This window comes from Pseudomonas soli (assembly GCF_900110655.1).
Taxonomy (GTDB): Bacteria; Pseudomonadota; Gammaproteobacteria; order Pseudomonadales; family Pseudomonadaceae; genus Aquipseudomonas; species Aquipseudomonas soli.
The window spans coordinates 309,986-330,302 of the sequence record NZ_FOEQ01000003.1 but is presented as its reverse complement, the minus strand read 5'-3'; the positions used below and the strand labels follow the sequence as shown (position 1 = coordinate 330,302).

Here is a 20,317-nt window from a genome sequence, read left to right as displayed (position 1 = left end):
CGCCACCTTGCGGTTGCGGGTTTTTCAGGTTGCCGATCAATTACTTGATCTTGGCTTCCTTGTACACCACGTGCTTGCGGACGACCGGATCGTACTTCTTGATCTCGATCTTGTCCGGAGTGGTGCGCTTGTTCTTGTCGGTGGTGTAGAAGTGGCCGGTACCGGCACTCGAAACCAGACGGATCAATTCACGCATGATGTTCTCCTTTAAACCTTGGCGCCAGCGCGACGGATGTCGACCAGAACGGCATCGATGCCGCGCTTGTCGATGATACGCATGCCTTTGGCGGAAACGCGCAGACGCACGAAGCGCTTCTCGGACTCAACCCAGAAACGGTGGTGCTGCAGGTTCGGCAGGAAACGACGACGGGTTTTGTTGTTTGCGTGGGAAATATTGTTCCCAGTTACCGGACCCTTACCGGTAACTTGACAGACTCTCGACATGCCTCAGCCCTCTAAAACCACATGCCCAACCCGGCATGGGTTGGCCGCTTAATCTCTCAGTCAATGGCGCCAAGGCGCCGTGTTCCCGGGGGTCTTATCGGCCGGGTGCGCTTACGCGACAGACCGAGCCCCTAGAAAAGAGCGCTGCTTTATACCAGAAAGACTCCGCCACAACAACAGAATATGAGAGTTCCGGTCGGGCCGAGCGCGCCTGGGCAGCATAACGACTGGGGCGGCAAGCTGTCGACCGCCCGTCGCCGAATTAATGCGAAAGGGTGTGGTCATTTGCCCATGCCCGCACTAGGGTAGGACATTTCCTCAATTTCCAGACTGCACCGGCAGATGGGCCACCGACCAGCCAAGGAGTCACCATGCGTGCCGCCGCCCTTTCCCTCCTGTTCACCACCCTGTGCGCCACGGGCCTTGCCCAGGCCGCAGCGCTGTCGGTGTGCACCGAAGCCAGCCCCGAAGGCTTCGACGTGGTGCAGTACAACTCGCTGACCACTACCAACGCCTCGGCCGACGTGCTGATGAACCGCCTGGTCGAGTTCGATGCCGCCGAGGGCAAGGTGGTGCCAAGCCTGGCGCAAAGCTGGACGGTGTCGCCTGACGGCCTGGTCTACGACTTCAAGCTGCGCCCGGACGTGAAGTTTCACACCACCGCTTACTTCAAGCCGACCCGCGAACTGAACGCCGACGACGTCCTGTTCAGCTTCCAACGCATGCTTTATCCGGCCCACCCCTGGCACAAGACCGCCCCGGGCGGCTACCCGCATGCCCAATCTCTGCAACTGGGCAGCTTGATCAAGGCCATCGACGCACCCGAGCCGCACACCGTGCGCTTCACCCTGACCCACGCCGACGCCACTTTCCTGGCCACCCTGAGCATGGGTTTTGCCTCGATCTACTCCGCCGAATATGCCGACAAGCTGCTCAAGGCCGGCACCCCCGAGAAACTCAACAACCAGCCAGTGGGCACCGGCCCGTTCGTCTTCCAGCGTTTCCAGAAAGACGCCGTGGTGCGCTACCGCGCCAACCCTGACTATTTCGCCGGCAAGCCGTCGGTCGACCCGCTGATCTACGCCATCACCCCGGACGCCAACGTCCGCCTGCAAAAGATCAGGCGCGGCGAATGCCAGGTGGCCCTGTCGCCCAAGCCGCTGGACATCGCCGAGGCCGGCAAGGACGGCAACCTCAAGGTCGCCACCACCCCGGCATTCATGACCGCCTTCGTCGCCATCAACAGCCAGCACCCGCCACTGGACAAGCCTGAAGTGCGCCAGGCCATCAACCTGGCCTTCGACAAGCCGGCCTACCTCAAGGCCGTGTTCGAAGATACCGCCACTGCCGCCAACGGTCCTTATCCGCCGAATACCTGGAGCTATGCCAAGGACCTGCCCGGCTACACACTCGATCACAAGAAAGCCAAGGCATTGCTGGCCAAGGCCGGCCTGGGCAAGGGTTTCGAGACCACCATCTGGACCCGCCCGTCGGGCAGCCTGCTCAACCCCAACCCCAGCCTGGGCGCACAGATGCTGCAGGCCGACCTTGCGAAAATCGGCATCAAGGCCGAGATCCGCACCATCGAGTGGGGCGAGCTGATCCGCCGCGCCAAGGCCGGCGAGCACGACCTGCTGTTCATGGGCTGGGCCGGAGACAACGGCGACCCGGACAACTTCCTCAGCCCGCAGTTTGCCTGCGCCGCGGTCAAGTCCGGGACCAACTTCGCGCGTTTCTGCGACAACCGCCTGGACCAGCTGATCAACGCCGGCCGCACCACCAACGACCAGAGCGTGCGCAGCCGCCTGTACCAGCAGGCTCAGACGCTGATCCAGCAGCAGGCGCTGTGGCTGCCGCTGGCGCATCCGACTGCGGCAGCGTTGCTGCGCCAGGACGTACAGGGTTACCAGGTGAGCCCGTTCGGGCGGCAGGATTTCAGCAAGGTCTCAGTCAACCGCTGACGCCCAATCACGAGGCAAGCCCACAGTCATTGTGACAGCGGGCTTGCCCCGCGCTGCCTAACCGGCCAGCCATCCATGCTCGACCATCGACAAAGGCTCGCCATCACCCACGATGACATGGTCCATCACCCGCACATCGATCAGCGCCAGCGAGCGCTTGAGCATCAGCGTCAAGTGCACGTCATCCTGACTCGGCTCGCATATGCCCGACGGATGGTTATGGCAAAGGATCAGGGCCGCCGCGTTGTGCAGCAATGAGCGCCGAACGACCTCGCGGGGGTAGATACTCGCGCGGTCTATGGTGCCACGGAACAGTATCTCGAACGCCAGCGGCCGATGTTTGGTGTCCAGGAACAGGCAGCCGAACACCTCGCTGGACTCGTGCCGCAGCATGGACTTGAGATAGCGCCTCACCGAGGCCGGGCTCTCCAGAACCGACGCACGCTCGATGTGCTCGTCCAGGTAGCGCCTGCCTATTTCCAGCAATGCCTGCAACTGCGCATACCGCACCGGCCCCAGGCCAGGCTCGCGCAGCACCATGGCCCGATCCGCCTCGAGGAACTGGCGCAGCCCGCCGAACTTTGCCAGCAACCCACGCGCCAGGTCGAGCACATTGCGCCCGGCAACCCCAGACCCCAGCAGAACCGCCAGCAATTCCGCATCCGACAGGATCCCCGCGCCACGCTGCAACAACTTCTCCCTCGGCCGTTCTTCAGCCGGCCACTCCCTGATGTTCATTTCCCCTCCTCGCCTGCCACTACGGCCCCTTTGGGCGCTGTGTTAATCTAGTTCGCTTCGAAAATGCGACGATCTGCCGCAGGCAGCTGTCGTCGCCACCCGCTTTCACTGGAATAAGGCAAGGCCTATGCAGCGGTTGTATCGCAAGCGCATCGTTCTCGGCGTGGGTGGCGGCATCGCCGCCTACAAGAGCGCCGAGCTGATTCGCCGACTCCTGGAACACGGCGCGCAGGTGCGCGTGGTCATGACCCGTGGTGGCGCCGAGTTCATCACCCCGCTCACGCTGCAGGCGCTGTCCGGCCACCCGGTGCACATGGACCTGCTCGACCCCGCGGCCGAAGCGGCCATGGGCCATATCGAGCTGGCCAAATGGGCCGACCTGGTGCTGATCGCCCCGGCCACCGCCGACCTGATGGCGCGCATGGCCCAGGGCATGGCCGACGACCTGCTGACCACCCTGGTGCTGGCCACCGACGCCACCGTTGCCGTCGCCCCGGCGATGAACCAGGCCATGTGGCGCGACCCGGCGACCCAGGCCAACCTCGAGCTGCTCAAGAGCCGCGGCATCCAGGTATTCGGCCCGGCTTCCGGCAGCCAGGCCTGTGGCGACGTGGGCCTGGGTCGCATGCTCGAAGCCACCGACCTGGCGTGGTGCGCCGCCGAAAGCTTCAAGCGCCAGGCCCTGACCGGCAAGCACGTGCTGATCACCGCCGGCCCCACCCAAGAGAACATCGACCCGGTGCGCTACATCACCAACCATAGTTCAGGGAAGATGGGCTTCGCCCTGGCCGAGGCCGCCGCCGAAGCCGGAGCTCGGGTTACCCTCGTCACCGGTCCTGTGCACCTGCAGACCCCCGACCGGGTCAGTCGCATCGACGTGGTCAGCGCGCGGGACATGCTCGCGGCCTGCGAAGCAGCCATGCCGTGCGACCTGTTTATCGCCTCGGCTGCGGTCGCGGACTACCGCCCGGAGGTCGTCGCCCCTCAGAAGCTTAAGAAGGATCCCACCACCGGCGACGGCATGCTGCTGCAGATGGTGCGCAATCCCGATATCCTTGCGACCATTGCCGGTCGCGCCGACCGCCCGTTCAGCGTCGGCTTCGCCGCCGAGACCGAGCACCTGCTCGACTACGCCACGCGCAAGCTCAAGGACAAGAACCTCGACCTGATCGTCGCCAATGATGTGGCCAACCCCAGCATCGGCTTCAACAGCGAGGAAAATGCCCTGACCGTGATAGACCGGCAGCAGCATCAAACCCTTTTCGCGCAGACCAGCAAAGGCAAGATTGCCCGCCAGTTGGTCGCCTTCATCGCCGAACGGCTCAACCAGGTTCAATAAGTTACATGCACGCTCTTCAAGCCAAGATCCTCGACCCACGCCTAGGCACCGAATTCCCCCTGCCGCAGTACGCCACCCCCGGTTCCGCCGGGCTGGACCTGCGTGCCCTGCTCAAGGAGGACACCGTCCTCGAACCGGGCCAGACCCTGCTGATCCCCACCGGCCTGTCGGTGTACATCGGCGACCCGGGCCTGGCGGCCATGATCCTGCCGCGCTCGGGCCTGGGCCATAAGCACGGCATCGTGCTGGGCAACCTGGTTGGCCTGATCGACTCCGACTACCAGGGCGAGCTGATGGTGTCCTGCTGGAACCGTGGTAACACGCCGTTCACCATCACCGTCGGCGAGCGCATTGCGCAACTGATCCTGGTGCCGGTGATGCAGGCGCACTTCGATATCGTCGAGCAGTTCGACGAAACCCAGCGTGGCGCCGGCGGCTTCGGCCATTCGGGCACCCGCTGAGCCAACGACAGACCGTTGGGCCATGGATGGCGAACTCTGCGGCGAAACCACCGTCCAAGCGTTCAGTTTGTGCCTGCCCAGAAGCCTTTGAATACTTGGAGTCCCCAGAGATGAACGACATGGCCCAGCTGGTCCCCGCACTGCCCGACAGCATCTTCCGCGCCTATGACATCCGCGGCGTGGTCGGCAAGACCCTGCATGCCGAGACCGCCTACTGGATCGGTCGCGCCATCGGCGCCCAGACCCTCGCCCAGGGCGAGCCACAGATCTCGGTCGGCCGTGACGGCCGCCTGTCCGGCCCGATGCTGGTCGAGCAACTGATCAAAGGCCTGGCCGACGCCGGTTGCCAGGTCAGCGATGTCGGCCTGGTGCCGACCCCAGCGCTGTACTACGCCGCCAACGTGCTGGCTGGCAAGTCGGGGGTGATGCTCACCGGCAGCCACAACCCGTCGGACTACAACGGTTTCAAGATCGTCATCGCCGGCGACACTCTCGCCAACGAGCAAATCCAGGCCTTGCTGACGCGTTTGAAGAGCAACGACCTGTCCCGCGGCGAAGGCCGCGTGGAAAAGGTCGAGATCCTTGATCGCTACTTCCAGCAGATCGTCGCCGACGTGAAACTGGCCAAGCGCCTGAAGGTGGTGGTCGACTGCGGCAACGGCGCCGCCGGCGTGGTCGCTCCGCAACTGATCGAAGCGCTGGGCTGCGACGTCATCCCGCTGTTCTGCGAAGTCGACGGCAACTTCCCCAACCACCACCCGGATCCGGGCAAGCCCGAGAACCTGGAAGACCTGATCGCCAAGGTGAAAGAGACCGGCGCCGATATCGGCCTGGCCTTCGACGGCGACGGTGACCGCGTGGGTGTGGTGACCAACACTGGCAGCATCGTCTACCCCGACCGCCTGCTGATGCTGTTCGCCCAGGACGTTCTATCGCGTAACCCGGGCGCCGAGATCATCTTCGACGTCAAATGCACGCGCCGCCTGACACCGCTGATCGAACAGCACGGTGGCCGTGCCTTGATGTGGAAGACCGGCCACTCGCTGATCAAGAAGAAGATGAAACAGACCGGCTCGCTGCTGGCTGGCGAGATGAGCGGGCACATCTTCATCAAGGAACGCTGGTACGGTTTTGACGACGGCATCTACAGCGCCGCGCGCCTGCTGGAGATCCTCAGCAAGGCCGGGCAGAACGCCGAACGCCTGTTCGCCGCGTTCCCAAATGATATTTCCACGCCGGAAATCAACATTGATGTGACCGACGAGGGTAAATTCAGCATCATTGATGCACTGCAACGCGACGCCGACTGGGGCGAAGCCAGCCTGACCACCATCGACGGTGTGCGGGTCGACTATCCCCACGGCTGGGGCCTGGTTCGCGCCTCCAACACCACACCGGTGCTGGTGCTGCGCTTCGAGGCCGACAGCGCCGCAGAACTCGACCGAATCAAGGCTGTATTCCGCACGCAGTTGCTGCGGGTCCAACCAGGCCTGCAACTGCCGTTCTGACGACTATCCGTTCCTTACCTGGAGCCCTGCATGACCCTCGATCGCGATGCCGCTTCCCATGTAGCCGAGGTTTTGTCCGAAGCACTGCCTTACATCCGCCGCTTCGTCGGCAAGACCCTGGTGATCAAGTACGGCGGCAACGCGATGGAGAGTGAGGAGCTCAAGACCGGCTTCGCCCGTGACATCGTGCTGATGAAGGCTGTAGGCATCAACCCGGTGGTGGTTCACGGTGGCGGCCCGCAGATCGGCGACCTGCTCAAGCGCCTGTCGATCGACAGCCACTTCATCGATGGCATGCGCGTCACCGACGCGGCGACCATGGACGTGGTGGAGATGGTCCTGGGCGGCCAGGTGAACAAGGACATCGTCAACCTGATCAACCGCCACGGCGGCAGCGCCATCGGCCTGACCGGCAAGGATGCTGAGCTGATCCGCGCCAAGAAGCTCACCGTCACCCGCCAGACCCCGGAAATGACCACCCCGGAAATCATCGACATCGGCCATGTCGGCGAGGTCGTCAGCGTCAACACCGACCTGCTGAACATGCTGGTCAAGGGTGACTTCATTCCGGTGATCGCGCCGATCGGCGTGGGTGCCAACGGCGAGTCGTACAACATCAACGCCGACCTGGTAGCCGGCAAGGTGGCCGAGGCGCTGAAGGCCGAGAAGCTGATGCTGCTGACCAACATCGCCGGCCTGATGGACAAGCAGGGCGAGGTCCTCACCGGGCTGAGCACCGAGCAGGTCAACGAGTTGATCGCCGACGGCACCATCTACGGTGGCATGCTGCCGAAGATCAAGTGCGCGCTGGATGCCGTCCAGGGCGGCGTGAACAGCTCGCACATCATCGACGGCCGCGTGCCGAATGCCGTGCTGCTGGAGATTTTCACCGACAGCGGCGTGGGCACGCTGATCAGCAACCGCAAGCCACGCTGATTCAACCAGCCCACTGCTATGCAAGCCCGCCCCCCACGCAGATGGAGGGTACGGGCTTGTAGCGCGATAAAACGAGCACTGCCCAGAACAGCCCCACAGCAGTGTCGGACGGGTACTACAACATCTGCTTTCATCGGCTGATTAGCATGGAGACTTCCCACACACAGGAGATCCAGCGATGAAAAAAGACGAGGTTCCCTACGGCAGCGATGTTTCCGCAGGTAGCTACGAGTGTGCCGACTGCGGCTACGAGTACTCCAATCAGGGTAAGAAGTCACTACCGCCTTGCCCCGATTTCGACACCATCTCCCACCCGAAGCGGGCCTGGAAGATCCTGACTGGTGTCGGCGACGCCGTGCAGGACCCCTACCCCAACGGCCGTTGAAACACCGGCATGAAAAAGGCGACCTCAGGGTCGCCTTTTCCGTTGCCGTGTGCGCGTCAGATACCGTACTGGGCGCGGTAGGCTTCGACCGCCGGCAGGTGTTGCTTGAGCTGCGGATCGTCAGCCAGGAATTCCAGTACCTGGGTCAGCGAGACGATGCTCACGACCGGGATACCGAAGTCGCGCTCGACCTCCTGGATCGCCGACAGCTCGCCATTGCCGCGCTCTTCGCGGTTCAGCGCGATCAGCACGCCAGCAGCCTTGGCCTGCTGGGCGTTGATGATCTGCATCACTTCGCGGATGGCAGTGCCGGCGGTGATCACGTCGTCGATGATCAGCACGTCGCCGGCCAGCGGGGCGCCGACCAGGTTGCCGCCCTCGCCGTGGTCCTTGGCTTCCTTGCGGTTGAAGCACCATGGCACGTCGAGCTGGTGCTGGTCAGCCAACGCCACCGCCGTGGTGGCTGCCAGCGGAATGCCCTTGTACGCCGGGCCGAACAGCACGTCGAAGGAGATCTTGCTGTCGACGATGGCCGCCGCGTAGCAACGCCCCAGCTGCGCCAGGGCGGACCCGGTGTTGAACAGACCGGCATTGAAGAAGTACGGGCTGGTACGCCCCGATTTCAGGGTGAACTCACCGAAGCGCAGAACGCCGCGATCGATGGCAAAACGGATGAAGTCGCGCTGATACGGCTGCATGAAAGGTCCCGGACACCACGGATTTAGCTAAATGTGTTGAGCTCGGGTATCATACACGCACGAGATTTTTGGGGCCATTTATGCGGATCATCAGTGTGAACGTAAATGGCATTCAGGCTGCGGCCGAGCGTGGATTGCTCAGCTGGTTGCAAGCCCAGAATGCCGACGTCATCTGCCTTCAGGATACCCGCGCCTCGGCCTTTGAACTCGACGACCCAGCTTTCCAGCTCGATGGCTATTTCCTTTACGCCTGCGACGCGGAGGTGCCCACCCAAGGTGGCGTGGCACTTTACTCGCGCATGCAGCCCAAGGCAGTCATCACCGGCCTGGGCTTCGAGACAGCCGACCGCTACGGGCGTTATCTGCAAGCAGATTTCGACAAAGTCAGTATTGCCAGCCTGTTGCTGCCTTCGGGCATGAACGGCGACGAGGACTTGAACCAGAAATTCAAGTTGATGGACGACTTCGCCAAGTACCTGGACAAGCAGCGCCGCAAGCGTCGCGAGTACATTTACTGCGGTTCGTTCTACGTGGCGCAGCAGAAGCTAGACATCAAGAACTGGCGTGACAGCCAGCAGTCGCCGGGCTTCCTGCCGCCCGAGCGCGCCTGGATGGACGCCATCGTCGGCGACATGGGCTATGTCGATGCCCTGCGCGAAGTCAGCCGTGAAGGCGACCAGTACAGCTGGTGGCCGGACAACGAGCAGGCCGAGATGCTCAACCTGGGTTACCGGTTCGACTACCAGATCCTTACCCCAGGCCTGCGCCGCTTCGTGCGCAACGCTCGCCTGCCGCGCCAGCCGCGCTTCTCCCAGCACGCGCCGCTGATCGTGGACTATGACTGGACGCTGACCATCTGAGGATGGCACGCACAAAAAAGCCGACCATCAGGTCGGCTTTTTTGTGTCTATCTGATCGGCCGCCAGATGAAGGGATAGCGATATGGCTGCCCTTCATTGGTCTTGACCGCTGCCAGGATGATCAGGATCAGCACCGCCACCATCAGCACGGCGAACAGCAGGATGCCGATGAACACGAACATCAGCAGGAAGCAGACGAAACCGGCGATGGTCACGCTGATCTGGAAGTTCAGCGCCTCCTTGCCCTGGGCATCGATGAACGGGTCCTGCTCGCGCTTGAGGTGCCACAGCACCAACGGGCCCAGCAAATGCCCAAGGGGCAGCACCAGCCCCAATAATGCCGAGAGATGGCAGAACATCGCCCATTGCCGGACATCGGCGCTGGGCGGGGTGATCGGCAGATCCGAGTCGTTCATATCCCGCACCTCCCTGGTGTCTGCTCAGTCGGCCAGCGCCGCCTTCTGCAGTTCGAAGATTTCGTCCATGCCTTTCTGCGCCAGCGCCAGCATGGCGTTGAAGTCGTCAGGCTGGAACGGCGCGCCCTCGGCGGTGCCCTGCACCTCGATGAAACCACCGGCGCTGGTCATGACCACGTTCAGGTCGGTCTCGGCGGCGGAGTCCTCGAGGTAGTCGAGGTCGAGCACGGCCTCGCCCTGGTACATGCCCACCGATACCGCAGCGATCATGTGCTTGAGCGGGTTGCCACCCTTGAGACCGCCACGTTTCTTGATCACCGCCAGGGCGTCGCACAGAGCGACCATGGCGCCGGTGATCGAGGCAGTGCGGGTGCCGCCGTCGGCCTGGATCACGTCGCAGTCGACGTACAGGGTGATGTCGCCGAGCTTGCTCATGTCCAGCGCGGCGCGCAGGGAGCGGCCAATCAGGCGCTGGATCTCGAGGGTGCGGCCGCCTTGCTTGCCACGGCTGGCCTCGCGTTGGTTACGCTCGCCGGTGGAGCGCGGCAGCATGCCGTACTCGGCGGTCAGCCAACCTTGGCCCTGGCCTTTGAGGAAGCGGGGAACACCGTTCTCGACGCTGACCGTGCAGATGACCTTGGTGTCACCGAACTCGACCAGAACCGATCCTTCGGCGTGCTTGGTGTAGTTGCGAGTAATGCGGATCGAGCGGAGCTGATCGGCGGCGCGACCACTTGGACGTTTCATCTGGAATACCTGTACGGGGACTTTGAATCTGCCGAGCATTATAGAGCCCGACACCCGACGAAGGCACGCCTGTCGTCGCGCTCGCGCAGCCTGTCGTGTTTTCCGACAGGTTTAGGGGCGACCGTTAGCATGGCTGGATTGGGCGCCCGCGCCGCACTGCGCTACAATCCTGCGCCTTGCAGCCGACAGGCTCCCCGTCCACCTGAATACGCGAGGTACTCCCCATGGTGCATAGCATGACCGCTTTTGCTCGTGTCGAGCGCGCCGGCAGCCAAGGCACCCTGGTCTGGGAGCTGCGCTCGGTCAACCACCGCTATCTCGAACCCCACCTGCGCCTGCCCGAGGCCCTGCGCGACCTCGAGGGCGCCGTACGCGAAGGCCTGCGCCAAGGCCTCTCGCGCGGCAAGGTCGAGTGCACCCTGCGCCTTAGCGAGGACAGCACCGGCAAGCCACTGCAGGTCGATCGCGAACGTGCCGCGCAACTGGTGGCCGCCGCCGAAACCGTCGCCAGCCTGATCAAGCAACCGGCACCGCTCAACCCGCTGGAAGTACTGGCCTGGCCGGGCGTGCTGGTGGCCGACGCCACCGATCCGCAAGCGCTCAATGCCGAAGCCATCGCACTGTTCGACGAAGCCCTGACCGAACTCAAGGCCGGCCGCCAACGCGAAGGCGCCGAACTGGCCCGGCTGATTAACGAGCGCCTGGACAGCATGGCCGGCGAAGTCGCCACCCTGCGCACCCTGGTGCCGCAGATGCTGGCCGCGCAACGGCAGAAGGTCCTCGATCGCTTCGGCGATATGAAGGCCGAGCTCGACCCGCAGCGCCTGGAGCAGGAAATGGTCCTGCTGGCGCAGAAGAGCGACGTCGCCGAAGAGCTGGACCGCCTCAGCACCCACGTCACCGAAGTGCGCCGTGTGCTCAAGTCGGGCGGCGCCGCTGGCCGGCGCCTGGACTTCCTGATGCAGGAGCTCAACCGCGAAGCCAACACCCTTGGCTCCAAGGCATTCGACCCACGCAGCACGCAGGCGGCAGTCAACCTGAAGGTGCTGATCGAACAGATGCGTGAACAAGTACAGAACATCGAGTAAGGCCACCCCTACCATGAACCACAGCAGCGGCACCCTCTACATCGTCTCGGCCCCGTCCGGCGCCGGCAAGACCAGCCTGGTCACTGCCCTGATCAAGGACGACGAGCGCGTCCGCGTCTCGGTCTCCCACACAACCCGTGCCATGCGCCCGGGCGAGGAACACGGGGTCAACTATCACTTCGTGGTCCACGAAGAGTTCAAGGCACTGATCGCCCAGGGCGATTTCCTCGAGCACGCCGAAGTGTTCGGCAACTTCTACGGCACTTCGCGCAGCGCCCTGCAGGAAACCCTCGACCAGGGCTACGACCTGATCCTGGAGATCGACTGGCAAGGTGCCCAGCAGGTGCGCAAGCTGATGCCCGAGGCGCGTTCGATCTTCATCCTGCCGCCAAGCCAGAAGGCCCTGCGCCAACGCCTGGACGGCCGTGGCCAGGACAGCGAGGAAATCATCGCCGGACGCATGAAGGAAGCGGTCAGCGAGATGGTGCACTACGACGAATATGAGTACGTCATCATCAACGATGACTTCGCAGTGGCACTGGAAGAAATGAAGGCAGTGTTCGCATCGAACCGTCTGCTGCTGAAAAAACAGCAACAGCGCCATGGAGCACTGCTGAAACAACTGGTCGGCTGAAAAAGCATCGCGGGGCAATCCCGCCGCCACGAGTTTGGCGTGGCGGCGGGATTGCCCCGCGAGGATTCCGACTGGTTTATTCCTGCAACTGCAACGTCGCCTGCTGACGCAGGGTAGCCCCCAGGAAGTACGCTGGCGCACGCAGCCGCGACAGCAGCATCAGCACGATACCCAGCGCCGAGATGATCGCCGCGATCACGAATACCAGCCCCAGCCCACCCACATGCGAGCCGCTGCCGAAGTCTGGCGAGGCGCTGTCGATCGCCGTGCGCAGGAAGATCACCGACAGGATCAGGCCACCCACCAGCGGGCACACGCCGCGCATGAAGAAGTGGCGCACGCTGTCGAACAGGCTGCGGCGGAAGTACCACACGCAGGCGAAGGCCGTCAGCGAGTAGTAGAAGCAGATCATCATGCCCAGGGCGGTGATGGTATCGGCCAGCACGTTCTCGCTGAGGGTACGCATGGTCACGTAGAACAGGCCCGCGGCAATACCGGCACAGATCGTCGCGTAGCGCGGCGTCTGCGAACGCGGGCACACCGTGGCGAAGCGTTGCGGCACAGCGCCGTAGTAACCCATGGCGAGCAGGGTGCGCGCTGGCGAGACGAAGGTCGATTGCAGCGAGGCGGCGGTGCTGGCCAGCACCGCGATGGACATCAGAATCGCCAGCGGGCCCATGACCGGCCCGGCCAGGTGGGCGAACACGTTCTCCTGGATGCGCGGATTGTTCAGGCCCAAGCCATGCTCGCTGATCCCGGCAAACTGGAGGGTGGCGATGGCGGTGAGCAGGTACAGGCCGAGGATCAGCAGCACGGTCCAGGTCGCCGCCTTGCCCGGCACTTCGTCGCTGCCGATCGACTCTTCGCTGACGGTCAGGCACACGTCCCAGCCCCAGAAAATGAAGATCGACAGCGACAGACCGGCGGCAAAGGCCGAGAACGACTCGACACCGAACGGGTTGAACCAGGCCAGGTCGAACGCCAGCGGCGGCGGCGCGGTGGTCTCGCCGAACGCGGCAAAGGCGAAGCCGATAAGGACCAGCAACTGCAAGGCCACCAGGCCGTACTGCACCGTCATGGTGGTGGCCATGCCGCGACAGCAGATCCACACTGCCAGGGCGATGAACACGCAACAGGTGGTGACGTTGATCAACAGGTTGTCCGCCAGCGCGGCCAGCTCCTGGTTGCCGGTGATCTGCGCCAGGAACAAGTAGAAGAAGTCCACCGCCACGCCTGCCAGGTTGGACAGCACGATGGTGGTGGCCACCACCAGCCCCCAGCCGCCAATCCAGCCGATCATCGGGCCGAAGGCCCGGGCCGACCAAGTGAAGGACGTGCCGCTGTCGGGCTCCGCCGAGTTCAGCTCGCGGTAGCCCAGGGCGACCAGCAGCATCGGCAGGAAGCCGACGATGAACACCGCCGGCAAGTGGGCGCCGACTTCACGCACGGTCGGGCCGAGCGCGCCAGTCAGAGTATAGACCGGTGCAATGGTGGAAATGCCCAGCACGACGCTGGCCAGCAGGCCGAGGCGGCCCTTGGCCAGGCCCTTGCTGCGCTGGGTGTTGCCCGAGTCGGCCGCCACGTCGGGTGGGCGGCCGGCTTCTGTGTAATCGCTCATGAGTATTTGCCGTAACTATTGGAATTGTTTTCACAGGCCCCCGTAGAGGGCCCGCTTCCACTCATTGAAAGCTCACTGCCGGGGTGGGTCATCCGAGACTACCGGGTGACGTCAGAGGGTCTTCTGGCGCACACCCTCCCGTGCAGCATGGGCAATGCAGGCCTCGCGGAACGCCTCGAACAGGCGCAGCGAAACCGGGTTTTCGGCGAAACGCCATTCAGGGTGCCACTGCACGCCGAGTACAAAGCCCGGCGCATCAGGCATCGACACCGCTTCAATAAGGCCATCCGGGGCCCGTGCCTCGACGCGCAGGCCCGGGGCCAGGCGGTCGATACCCTGGCTGTGCAGCGAGTTGACCTCGAACCGCGCAGCCAGGCCCAGGCGCTCGAACATCCCACCCGGCTGTATGCCGACGGGGTGACGAGGGCCGTATTGCACCTCCAGGGGTGCGTCCTCAGGTTCGCGGTGGTCCAGGTAGCCGGGCAATTCCTGCACCCGTTGGTGCAGGCTGCCACCGAGGGCCACGTTCAGTTCCTGGAATCCACGGCAGATGCAGAGCACCGGCACACCCGCGGCGATGGCCGCCTGCAGCAGCGGCAAGGTCAGGCGGTCACGTGCAAGATCGTGCCGGGTGCCTTCCGCGCTGGGCGCGCCATTGTAATGATGCGGCTCGACATTTGAAGGCGAACCGGTAAAAAGAATGCCATCGAGCCTGGCCAGCAGCGCCTGCGTGTCGCTGCCGCCGTCACGGGCCGGCAGGATCAGCGGCAGCCCGGCAAAGCCCGCGGCCTCGACATACTTGTCGCCCACCGTGTGCGACGAGTTCTTCCCCACCTGCTGGCGGCAGGCGCTGACACCGATCAAGGGGACCGCAATTGCGCTCATGGGCTTACACCGTGTGCAGGTACCAGTTGTACTCGAGGTCGGAGATCGACACTTCGAACTCGGCCAGCTCGCTCTCCTTGCAGGCCACGAAAATGTCGATGTAGTCCGGGCTGATGTATTGGTTGAGGACTTCACTGTCATCCAGCGCGCGCAGGGCATCGCGCAGGTTGTTCGGCAGGCTCTGCTCCAACTGCTCGTACGAGTTGCCTTCGATCGGCGCGTCCGGCTCGATCTTGTTGGTCAGGCCGTGGTGAATGCCGGCGAGGATCGCCGCAAGCATCAGATACGGGTTGGCGTCGGCGCCAGCCACGCGGTGTTCGATGCGCACGTTCTCGCTGCTGTCGGTCGGCACGCGGACGGCCACGGTGCGGTTGTCCAGGCCCCAGCTCGGCGCGTTGGGCACGTAGAACTGGGCACCGAAGCGACGGTACGAGTTGATGTTCGGGCAGAGGAACGCCATCGATGCCGGCATGGTTTCCAGCACACCGCCGACGGCATGGCGCAGGGTGTCGCTTTGCAGCGGATCCTCATTGGCGAAGATGTTCTTGCCGGTTTTCTTGTCCAGCAACGAAATGTGCACGTGCAGGCCGTTGCCGGCCTGGCCCGGATAGGGCTTGGCCATGAAGGTGGAATCCATCTCATGGTCGTAGGCGACGTTCTTGATCAGGCGCTTGAGCAGGATCGCGTAGTCACAGGCCTTCAGCGGGTCGGCGACGTGGTGCAGGTTCACCTCGAATTGCGCCGGGGCGCTTTCCTTGACGATGGCATCAGCCGGAAGGCCCTGCTCCTTGGCGGCTTCGAGCATGTCCTGAAGGCAGTCGGCGTACTCATCGAGATCGTCGATCAGGTACACCTGGGTCGACTGCGGGCGCTTGCCCGAAATCGGCGAGCGCGGCGGCTGCGGGCGACCGTTGAGGTTGTCCTGGTCGATCAGGTAGAACTCCAGCTCGAACGCGGCGCAGATATCCAGGCCCAAGTCGTCGAACTTGCTCACCACCTGGCGCAGCACTTCCCGCGGGTCGGCAAAGAACGGCGCGCCGTCCAGCTCATGCATGGTCATCAGCAGCTGGGCGGTGGGGCGTTTCTGCCAGGGTTCGTCGCACAGCGTGCCAGGAATCGGCAGACAGATGCGGTCGGCGTCACCGATATCCAGGCCCAGCCCGGTGCTTTCGACGGTCGAGCCGTTGATATCCAGGGCAAACAGCGATGCCGGCAGGTTGATGCCCTTCTCGTACACCTTGTGCAGGCTGGCGCGCTCGATGCGCTTGCCGCGCACCACGCCGTTCATGTCGGAGATCAGCAGGTCGACGTACTGGGTATCCGGATGGGCATCCAGGAATTCATTCATCTCGCGGGAAGAACTGGCGCACGGGGAGACCGACGTCATGGCTGTACATCCTTTGATTCGGAGCGGCGATGTGGGAACTGCGGATGACGCCTTGGAGGGCGACGATGGTGCTGCTGTTGTTCTTTTCACTGGCCCATCGTTGGGGGCTGGTTGCCGACCGGCTGCATTGATTCCCGGGGGCCGTTCCACTATAAAATGGCCAAAACGCAACAGACATTGGCATTTTGGCAAGCAGAGCGTGCACCGATGCAATATCAGATCAACCATGCGGACCTTTCCCTGGTCCTGGCACTGGAGCGCGGCCGCTCGCTGGCCAAGGCAGCCGAACTGCTCAAGGTCGACGTTTCGACGGTGTTCCGCTCGATCCGCCGGCTGGAGTCGGCGCTGGGCACCGCCTTGTTCGTCAAGAGCCGTAAAGGCTACCTGCCCACCGACACCGCCCAGGCCCTGGCCGAGCAGGCCGAGCGCGCCGAGCAGGCCCTGGACGCGGCGCGCATCGCCCTGACCAGCGGCGAACAGGTGGTCAGCGGCACCGTGCGCCTGACCTGCACCGAGGCCGTGCTGCACAGCCTGCTGCTGCCGGCGCTGGCCGAGTTCATGCCCAACTATCCGGCGTTGTCGCTGGAGATGGGTACCTCCAACACCTTCGCCAACCTCAGCCGCCGCGATGCCGACATCGCCCTGCGCCTGACCAACACGCCGCCGGAGCACCTTGTCGGGCGCTGCCTGGGGTCGACCTCCTATGTGGTCTGCGGCCAGCCGGCGCTGCGCGAGCGGCTGCAGGAGGCCCCCCTGAGCGTGCCCTGGATCGCCCCCGACGATTCCATGCAGGACCACGCCACCGTGGTCTGGCGTAACCAGCATCATCCCGGCCTGATCCCGCGCTACCAGTGCAGCGGCATGTCGACCATCGCCCAACTGGTGACCACCGGCCTGGGCGTGGCGGCACTGCCCGACTACATGGTCCACGACCTGCCCGGCGTCGAGGCACTGAGCGGCCCGCTGCCCGGCTGCGACACCCAGTTATGGCTGCTGACGCGGCCCGATTGCCGTGCCCTGCGCTCGGTGCAGACGCTGTTCGAGGAGCTGACCCCGCGCCTGCGCGACGCGATGTTGCGTTAACGCGTCAAGGGCGGTTGTGCCGGCAAGGGACAGCACGCTATTGTCGGGCATCGGCGGTTGGCTCCAGTTGTCTGGATCGGCCCTATCGCTGGGCAAGCCCGCTCCCACGTTGCCCGACTCGGGAACACATGCATGGGAGCGGGCTTGCCCCGCGATACAGGCGACACAGGTACACCCGACAAAACAGCCCTTCCCTATTGGCTGGTGATTTTTTAAACTATCTAGTCCGCCTGCCCATTCTGGGCTGCACGCCTAACCGCATTTGCTACTGAGGAAGACCATGGCCCGCGTAACTGTTGAAGACTGCCTGGAACACGTGGATAACCGCTTTGAGCTGGTCATGCTCTCGACCAAGCGCGCCCGCCAGCTGGCTACCGGCGGCAAAGAGCCCCGCGTTGCGTGGGAAAACGACAAGCCGACCGTCGTCGCCCTGCGTGAAATCGCCGAAGGCATCGTCACGCCAGAGTTCATCGCCGCCGAAGAGATCGTCACCGAGGATCCGGTATTCGCCGCGTTCGAGGACGAGAACAACGAGGCCGTCTAATTGATGCCCAGTCGACACCGTGCGGCGCAAGGCCCTCTTCTACTGCAAGAGGTGAAACCATGCCGGGTATAGAAGCCCTCGCCGAACGGCTGTCGACCTATCTGGGCCCCGAACAGGTCAATCTGGTTCGCCGGGCCTACTTCTACGCCGAGCAGGCCCACGATGGCCAGCGCCGCCGCAGCGGCGAGCCCTACGTGACCCATCCGCTGGCAGTGGCCAGCATCCTTGCCGACATGCACATGGACCATCAGAGCCTGATGGCCGCCATGCTGCACGATGTGATCGAAGACACCGGCATCGCCAAGGAAGCCTTGAGCCAGCAATTCGGCGAGACCGTCGCCGAGCTGGTCGACGGGGTCAGCAAGCTGACCCAGATGAACTTCGAGACCAAGGCCGAGGCGCAGGCCGAGAACTTCCAGAAGATGGCCATGGCCATGGCCCGCGATATCCGCGTGATCCTGGTCAAGCTGGCCGACCGCCTGCACAACATGCGCACCCTGGAAGTGCTCTCCGGCGAAAAACGCCGGCGCATCGCCAAGGAAACCCTCGAGATCTACGCCCCCATCGCCAATCGTCTGGGCATGCACACCGTGCGCGTGGAGTTCGAGGACCTCGGCTTCAAGGCCATGCACCCGATGCGTTCGTCGCTGATCCACCGGGCAGTGAAGGCCGCGCGCGGCAACCGCAAGGAGATCGTCGCCAAGATCGAGACCTCGCTGGCCAACTGCCTGGCCGCCGACGGCATCGAAGGCGAGGTCAGCGGCCGACAGAAACACCTCTATGGCATCTACAAGAAGATGCGCGGCAAGCGCCGCGCCTTCACCGAGATCATGGACGTGTACGCCTTCCGCATCATCGTCGACAAGGTCGACACCTGCTACCGCGTGCTCGGTGCCGTGCACAACCTGTACAAGCCGCTGCCGGGCCGCTTCAAGGACTACATCGCGATCCCCAAGGCCAACGGCTACCAGTCGTTGCACACCACGCTGTTCGGCATGCACGGCGTACCCATCGAAATCCAGATCCGCACCCGCGAAATGGAAGAGATGGCCAACAACGGTATCGCCGCGCACTGGCTGTACAAGTCCAACGAGGAAGAGCAGCCAAAAGGCAGCCATGCCCGCGCCCGCCAGTGGGTCAAGGGCATTCTCGAGCTGCAGCAGCGCGCCGGCAACTCGCTGGAATTCATCGAGAGCGTGAAGATCGACCTGTTCCCGGACGAGGTCTACGTCTTCACCCCGAAAGGCCGGATCATGGAGCTGCCCAAGGGCTCCACCGCCGTCGACTTCGCCTACGCGGTACACACCGACGTCGGCAACAGCTGCATCGCCTGCCGCATCAACCGCCGCCTGGCACCGCTGTCCGAGCCACTGCAGAGCGGCTCCACCGTCGAGATTGTCAGCGCACCGGGGGCCCGGCCGAACCCGGCCTGGCTCAACTTCGTGGTCACCGGCAAAGCGCGCACGCATATCCGCCACGCCCTCAAGCAGCAGCGCCGCTCCGAGTCCATCAGTCTTGGCGAGCGCCTGCTGAACAAGGTGCTGACCGGCTTCGACAGCACCCTTGAGATGATCCCGCAGGAGCGCATCCAGGCGATCCTCACCGAGTACCGCCTGGAGCTGGTCGAAGACCTGCTCGAAGACATTGGCCTGGGCAACCGCATGGCCTACGTGGTCGCCCGCCGCCTGCTGTCTGCCGAAGGCGAACAGCTGCCGGCCCCGGAAGGCCCGCTGGCGATCCGCGGCACCGAGGGCCTGGTGCTCAGCTACGCCAAGTGCTGCACGCCGATCCCGGGCGACCCGATCGTCGGCCACCTGTCGGCCGGCAAGGGCATGGTCGTGCACCTGGAAGACTGCCGCAACATCAGTGAAGTCCGGCATAACCCTGAGAAGTGCCTGCAGCTCTCCTGGGCCAAGGACATCACCGGCGAGTTCAACGTCGAGCTGCGCGTCGAGCTGGAGCACCAGCGCGGCCTGATCGCCCTGCTGGCCAGCAGCGTCAACGCCGCCGACGGCAACATCGAGAAAATCAGCATGGACGAACGCGACGGCCGTATCAGCGTGGTCCAACTGGTGGTCAGCGTGCACGACCGCGTGCACCTGGCCCGTGTGATCAAGAAGCTGCGCACCTTGACCGGCGTGGTCCGCATCACCCGGATGCGTGCGTAGTCCGCCAACCGCAAGGAGTCATCATGAGCAAGACCGTCATCACCAGCGACAAGGCACCAGCCGCCATCGGCACTTACTCGCAAGCGATCAAGGCCGGCAACACCGTGTACATGTCGGGGCAGATCCCGCTCGACCCGAAAACCATGGAACTGGTCGAGGGCTTCGAAGCCCAGACCGTCCAGGTGTTCGAGAACCTGAAGTCGGTGGCCGAAGCCGCTGGCGGTTCGTTCAAGGACATCGTCAAGCTGAACATCTTCCTCACCGACCTGAGCCACTTCGCCAAGGTCAACGAGATCATGGGCCGCTACTTCGAGCAGCCCTACCCGGCCCGCGCCGCCATCGGCGTGGCTGCCCTGCCCAAGGGCGCCCAGGTCGAGATGGACGCCATCCTGGTTCTCGAGTAATACCCCGGTGACG

21 protein-coding genes and 1 pseudogene are annotated in these 20,317 nt (G+C 63.9%); 13 read left to right on the top strand and 9 right to left on the bottom strand.

Annotation, left to right across the window (positions count from 1 at the left end):
• Positions 1 to 40: 40 nt before the first annotated feature.
• Both rpmG and rpmB read right to left on the bottom strand, forming a co-directional pair.
• On the bottom strand, positions 41 to 196 hold the full coding sequence (rpmG, locus tag BMY03_RS09520; protein ID WP_003253507.1) for a 50S ribosomal protein L33: 156 nt from the start codon (positions 194 to 196) through the stop codon (positions 41 to 43).
• Positions 197 to 207: 11 nt separating this feature from the next.
• Positions 208 to 444 (bottom strand): 50S ribosomal protein L28, encoded by a 237-nt coding sequence (gene rpmB, locus BMY03_RS09515; RefSeq protein ID WP_023629974.1) that lies wholly within the window; start codon positions 442 to 444, stop codon positions 208 to 210.
• Positions 445 to 815: 371 nt separating this feature from the next.
• Between rpmB and BMY03_RS09510 the strand changes: the two genes are divergently transcribed.
• Positions 816 to 2,405, top strand: coding sequence for an ABC transporter substrate-binding protein (locus BMY03_RS09510; RefSeq protein ID WP_038707056.1), 1,590 nt, complete (start codon positions 816 to 818; stop codon positions 2,403 to 2,405).
• 57 nt (positions 2,406 to 2,462) lie between these two features.
• Here BMY03_RS09510 and radC read toward each other — a convergent pair whose 3' ends face one another.
• Positions 2,463 to 3,143: a RadC family protein gene (gene radC / locus BMY03_RS09505; protein WP_023629973.1), complete on the bottom strand. Its 681-nt coding sequence runs from the start codon at positions 3,141 to 3,143 to the stop codon at positions 2,463 to 2,465.
• Between the two features lie 127 nt (positions 3,144 to 3,270).
• Between radC and coaBC the strand changes: the two genes are divergently transcribed.
• The 5 genes and pseudogenes from coaBC to BMY03_RS09480 all read left to right on the top strand — a co-directional run bounded on the left by coaBC (position 3,271) and on the right by BMY03_RS09480 (position 7,772).
• A complete protein-coding gene (gene coaBC / locus BMY03_RS09500; protein WP_094010904.1) occupies positions 3,271 to 4,482 on the top strand; it encodes a bifunctional phosphopantothenoylcysteine decarboxylase/phosphopantothenate--cysteine ligase CoaBC in 1,212 nt (403 codons plus the stop codon).
• Between the two features lie 5 nt (positions 4,483 to 4,487).
• A complete protein-coding gene (dut, locus tag BMY03_RS09495; RefSeq protein ID WP_094010903.1) occupies positions 4,488 to 4,943 on the top strand; it encodes a dUTP diphosphatase in 456 nt (151 codons plus the stop codon).
• A 134-nt stretch (positions 4,944 to 5,077) separates the two neighbouring features.
• Positions 5,078 to 6,451, top strand: a pseudogene (locus BMY03_RS09490) (phosphomannomutase/phosphoglucomutase); the annotation flags it as partial.
• A gap of 30 nt (positions 6,452 to 6,481) precedes the next feature.
• Positions 6,482 to 7,387 carry an acetylglutamate kinase gene (gene argB / locus BMY03_RS09485; RefSeq protein ID WP_023629901.1) on the top strand — a complete coding sequence of 302 codons (906 nt, stop codon included), beginning with the start codon at positions 6,482 to 6,484 and terminating at the stop codon, positions 7,385 to 7,387.
• Positions 7,388 to 7,565: 178 nt separating this feature from the next.
• Positions 7,566 to 7,772: a hypothetical protein gene (locus BMY03_RS09480; protein WP_023629900.1), complete on the top strand. Its 207-nt coding sequence runs from the start codon at positions 7,566 to 7,568 to the stop codon at positions 7,770 to 7,772.
• 56 nt (positions 7,773 to 7,828) lie between these two features.
• On the opposite strand, the gene pyrE is transcribed toward BMY03_RS09480, so the two are convergent.
• Complete coding sequence (pyrE, locus tag BMY03_RS09475) at positions 7,829 to 8,470, bottom strand: orotate phosphoribosyltransferase (RefSeq protein WP_023629899.1); 642 nt, start codon at positions 8,468 to 8,470, stop codon at positions 7,829 to 7,831.
• 80 nt (positions 8,471 to 8,550) lie between these two features.
• Here pyrE and BMY03_RS09470 point away from each other — a divergent pair, with 80 nt between their 5' ends.
• Entirely contained in the window at positions 8,551 to 9,330 is a 780-nt protein-coding gene (locus BMY03_RS09470) for an exodeoxyribonuclease III (protein WP_023629898.1), read from the top strand.
• Between the two features lie 47 nt (positions 9,331 to 9,377).
• Here BMY03_RS09470 and BMY03_RS09465 read toward each other — a convergent pair whose 3' ends face one another.
• Positions 9,378 to 9,746 carry a DUF4870 domain-containing protein gene (locus BMY03_RS09465; protein ID WP_023629897.1) on the bottom strand — a complete coding sequence of 123 codons (369 nt, stop codon included), beginning with the start codon at positions 9,744 to 9,746 and terminating at the stop codon, positions 9,378 to 9,380.
• Positions 9,747 to 9,770: 24 nt separating this feature from the next.
• A complete protein-coding gene (gene rph / locus BMY03_RS09460; protein WP_038707058.1) occupies positions 9,771 to 10,493 on the bottom strand; it encodes a ribonuclease PH in 723 nt (240 codons plus the stop codon).
• A 224-nt stretch (positions 10,494 to 10,717) separates the two neighbouring features.
• On the opposite strand from rph, the gene BMY03_RS09455 reads away from it, so the two are divergent.
• Together BMY03_RS09455 and gmk are read left to right on the top strand one after the other, a co-directional pair.
• Positions 10,718 to 11,581: a YicC/YloC family endoribonuclease gene (locus BMY03_RS09455; protein ID WP_038707059.1), complete on the top strand. Its 864-nt coding sequence runs from the start codon at positions 10,718 to 10,720 to the stop codon at positions 11,579 to 11,581.
• 13 nt (positions 11,582 to 11,594) lie between these two features.
• The gene (gmk, locus tag BMY03_RS09450) at positions 11,595 to 12,215 is read left to right on the top strand and encodes a guanylate kinase (protein WP_094010902.1); all 621 of its coding nucleotides are present in this window, start codon (positions 11,595 to 11,597) and stop codon (positions 12,213 to 12,215) included.
• A 76-nt stretch (positions 12,216 to 12,291) separates the two neighbouring features.
• On the opposite strand, the gene BMY03_RS09445 is transcribed toward gmk, so the two are convergent.
• From BMY03_RS09445 to BMY03_RS09435, 3 genes are all read right to left on the bottom strand, one after another.
• Positions 12,292 to 13,833: an APC family permease gene (locus BMY03_RS09445; protein WP_023631275.1), complete on the bottom strand. Its 1,542-nt coding sequence runs from the start codon at positions 13,831 to 13,833 to the stop codon at positions 12,292 to 12,294.
• Between the two features lie 111 nt (positions 13,834 to 13,944).
• Positions 13,945 to 14,718, bottom strand: a complete 774-nt coding sequence (locus BMY03_RS09440) for a gamma-glutamyl-gamma-aminobutyrate hydrolase family protein (RefSeq protein ID WP_023631274.1) — start codon at positions 14,716 to 14,718, stop codon at positions 13,945 to 13,947.
• A 4-nt stretch (positions 14,719 to 14,722) separates the two neighbouring features.
• Positions 14,723 to 16,105, bottom strand: coding sequence for a glutamine synthetase family protein (locus BMY03_RS09435; RefSeq protein WP_094010901.1), 1,383 nt, complete (start codon positions 16,103 to 16,105; stop codon positions 14,723 to 14,725).
• Between the two features lie 207 nt (positions 16,106 to 16,312).
• On the opposite strand from BMY03_RS09435, the gene BMY03_RS09430 reads away from it, so the two are divergent.
• The 4 genes from BMY03_RS09430 (at position 16,313) to BMY03_RS09415 (ending at position 20,304) form a co-directional block, all read left to right on the top strand.
• Positions 16,313 to 17,188, top strand: a complete 876-nt coding sequence (locus BMY03_RS09430) for a LysR family transcriptional regulator (RefSeq protein ID WP_038707061.1) — start codon at positions 16,313 to 16,315, stop codon at positions 17,186 to 17,188.
• Positions 17,189 to 17,468: 280 nt separating this feature from the next.
• Positions 17,469 to 17,732, top strand: coding sequence for a DNA-directed RNA polymerase subunit omega (gene rpoZ, locus BMY03_RS09425; protein ID WP_008091595.1), 264 nt, complete (start codon positions 17,469 to 17,471; stop codon positions 17,730 to 17,732).
• Between the two features lie 59 nt (positions 17,733 to 17,791).
• Positions 17,792 to 19,900, top strand: a complete 2,109-nt coding sequence (gene spoT, locus BMY03_RS09420) for a bifunctional GTP diphosphokinase/guanosine-3',5'-bis pyrophosphate 3'-pyrophosphohydrolase (protein WP_094010900.1) — start codon at positions 17,792 to 17,794, stop codon at positions 19,898 to 19,900.
• A gap of 23 nt (positions 19,901 to 19,923) precedes the next feature.
• Positions 19,924 to 20,304, top strand: coding sequence for a RidA family protein (locus BMY03_RS09415; protein ID WP_028689951.1), 381 nt, complete (start codon positions 19,924 to 19,926; stop codon positions 20,302 to 20,304).
• Positions 20,305 to 20,317: the final 13 nt, after the last annotated feature.

Excerpts from the sequence above, each read along its gene's own strand:
- BMY03_RS09435 (WP_094010901.1), bottom strand. The coding sequence starts at position 16,105 with ATGACGTCGGTCTCCCCGTGCGCCAGTTCTTCCCGCGAGATGAATGAA.
- pyrE (WP_023629899.1), bottom strand. The coding sequence starts at position 8,470 with ATGCAGCCGTATCAGCGCGACTTCATCCGTTTTGCCATCGATCGCGGC.
- rpoZ (WP_008091595.1), top strand. The coding sequence starts at position 17,469 with ATGGCCCGCGTAACTGTTGAAGACTGCCTGGAACACGTGGATAACCGC.
- argB (WP_023629901.1), top strand. The coding sequence starts at position 6,482 with ATGACCCTCGATCGCGATGCCGCTTCCCATGTAGCCGAGGTTTTGTCC.
- coaBC (WP_094010904.1), top strand. The coding sequence starts at position 3,271 with ATGCAGCGGTTGTATCGCAAGCGCATCGTTCTCGGCGTGGGTGGCGGC.
- BMY03_RS09470 (WP_023629898.1), top strand. The coding sequence starts at position 8,551 with ATGCGGATCATCAGTGTGAACGTAAATGGCATTCAGGCTGCGGCCGAG.
- BMY03_RS09510 (WP_038707056.1), top strand. The coding sequence starts at position 816 with ATGCGTGCCGCCGCCCTTTCCCTCCTGTTCACCACCCTGTGCGCCACG.
- BMY03_RS09480 (WP_023629900.1), top strand. The coding sequence starts at position 7,566 with ATGAAAAAAGACGAGGTTCCCTACGGCAGCGATGTTTCCGCAGGTAGC.
- dut (WP_094010903.1), top strand. The coding sequence starts at position 4,488 with ATGCACGCTCTTCAAGCCAAGATCCTCGACCCACGCCTAGGCACCGAA.
- BMY03_RS09430 (WP_038707061.1), top strand. The coding sequence starts at position 16,313 with ATGCAATATCAGATCAACCATGCGGACCTTTCCCTGGTCCTGGCACTG.
- BMY03_RS09455 (WP_038707059.1), top strand. The coding sequence starts at position 10,718 with ATGGTGCATAGCATGACCGCTTTTGCTCGTGTCGAGCGCGCCGGCAGC.
- rpmB (WP_023629974.1), bottom strand. The coding sequence starts at position 444 with ATGTCGAGAGTCTGTCAAGTTACCGGTAAGGGTCCGGTAACTGGGAAC.
- radC (WP_023629973.1), bottom strand. The coding sequence starts at position 3,143 with ATGAACATCAGGGAGTGGCCGGCTGAAGAACGGCCGAGGGAGAAGTTG.
- BMY03_RS09445 (WP_023631275.1), bottom strand. The coding sequence starts at position 13,833 with ATGAGCGATTACACAGAAGCCGGCCGCCCACCCGACGTGGCGGCCGAC.
- rph (WP_038707058.1), bottom strand. The coding sequence starts at position 10,493 with ATGAAACGTCCAAGTGGTCGCGCCGCCGATCAGCTCCGCTCGATCCGC.
- gmk (WP_094010902.1), top strand. The coding sequence starts at position 11,595 with ATGAACCACAGCAGCGGCACCCTCTACATCGTCTCGGCCCCGTCCGGC.
- BMY03_RS09415 (WP_028689951.1), top strand. The coding sequence starts at position 19,924 with ATGAGCAAGACCGTCATCACCAGCGACAAGGCACCAGCCGCCATCGGC.
- BMY03_RS09465 (WP_023629897.1), bottom strand. The coding sequence starts at position 9,746 with ATGAACGACTCGGATCTGCCGATCACCCCGCCCAGCGCCGATGTCCGG.
- BMY03_RS09440 (WP_023631274.1), bottom strand. The coding sequence starts at position 14,718 with ATGAGCGCAATTGCGGTCCCCTTGATCGGTGTCAGCGCCTGCCGCCAG.
- spoT (WP_094010900.1), top strand. The coding sequence starts at position 17,792 with ATGCCGGGTATAGAAGCCCTCGCCGAACGGCTGTCGACCTATCTGGGC.
- rpmG (WP_003253507.1), bottom strand. The coding sequence starts at position 196 with ATGCGTGAATTGATCCGTCTGGTTTCGAGTGCCGGTACCGGCCACTTC.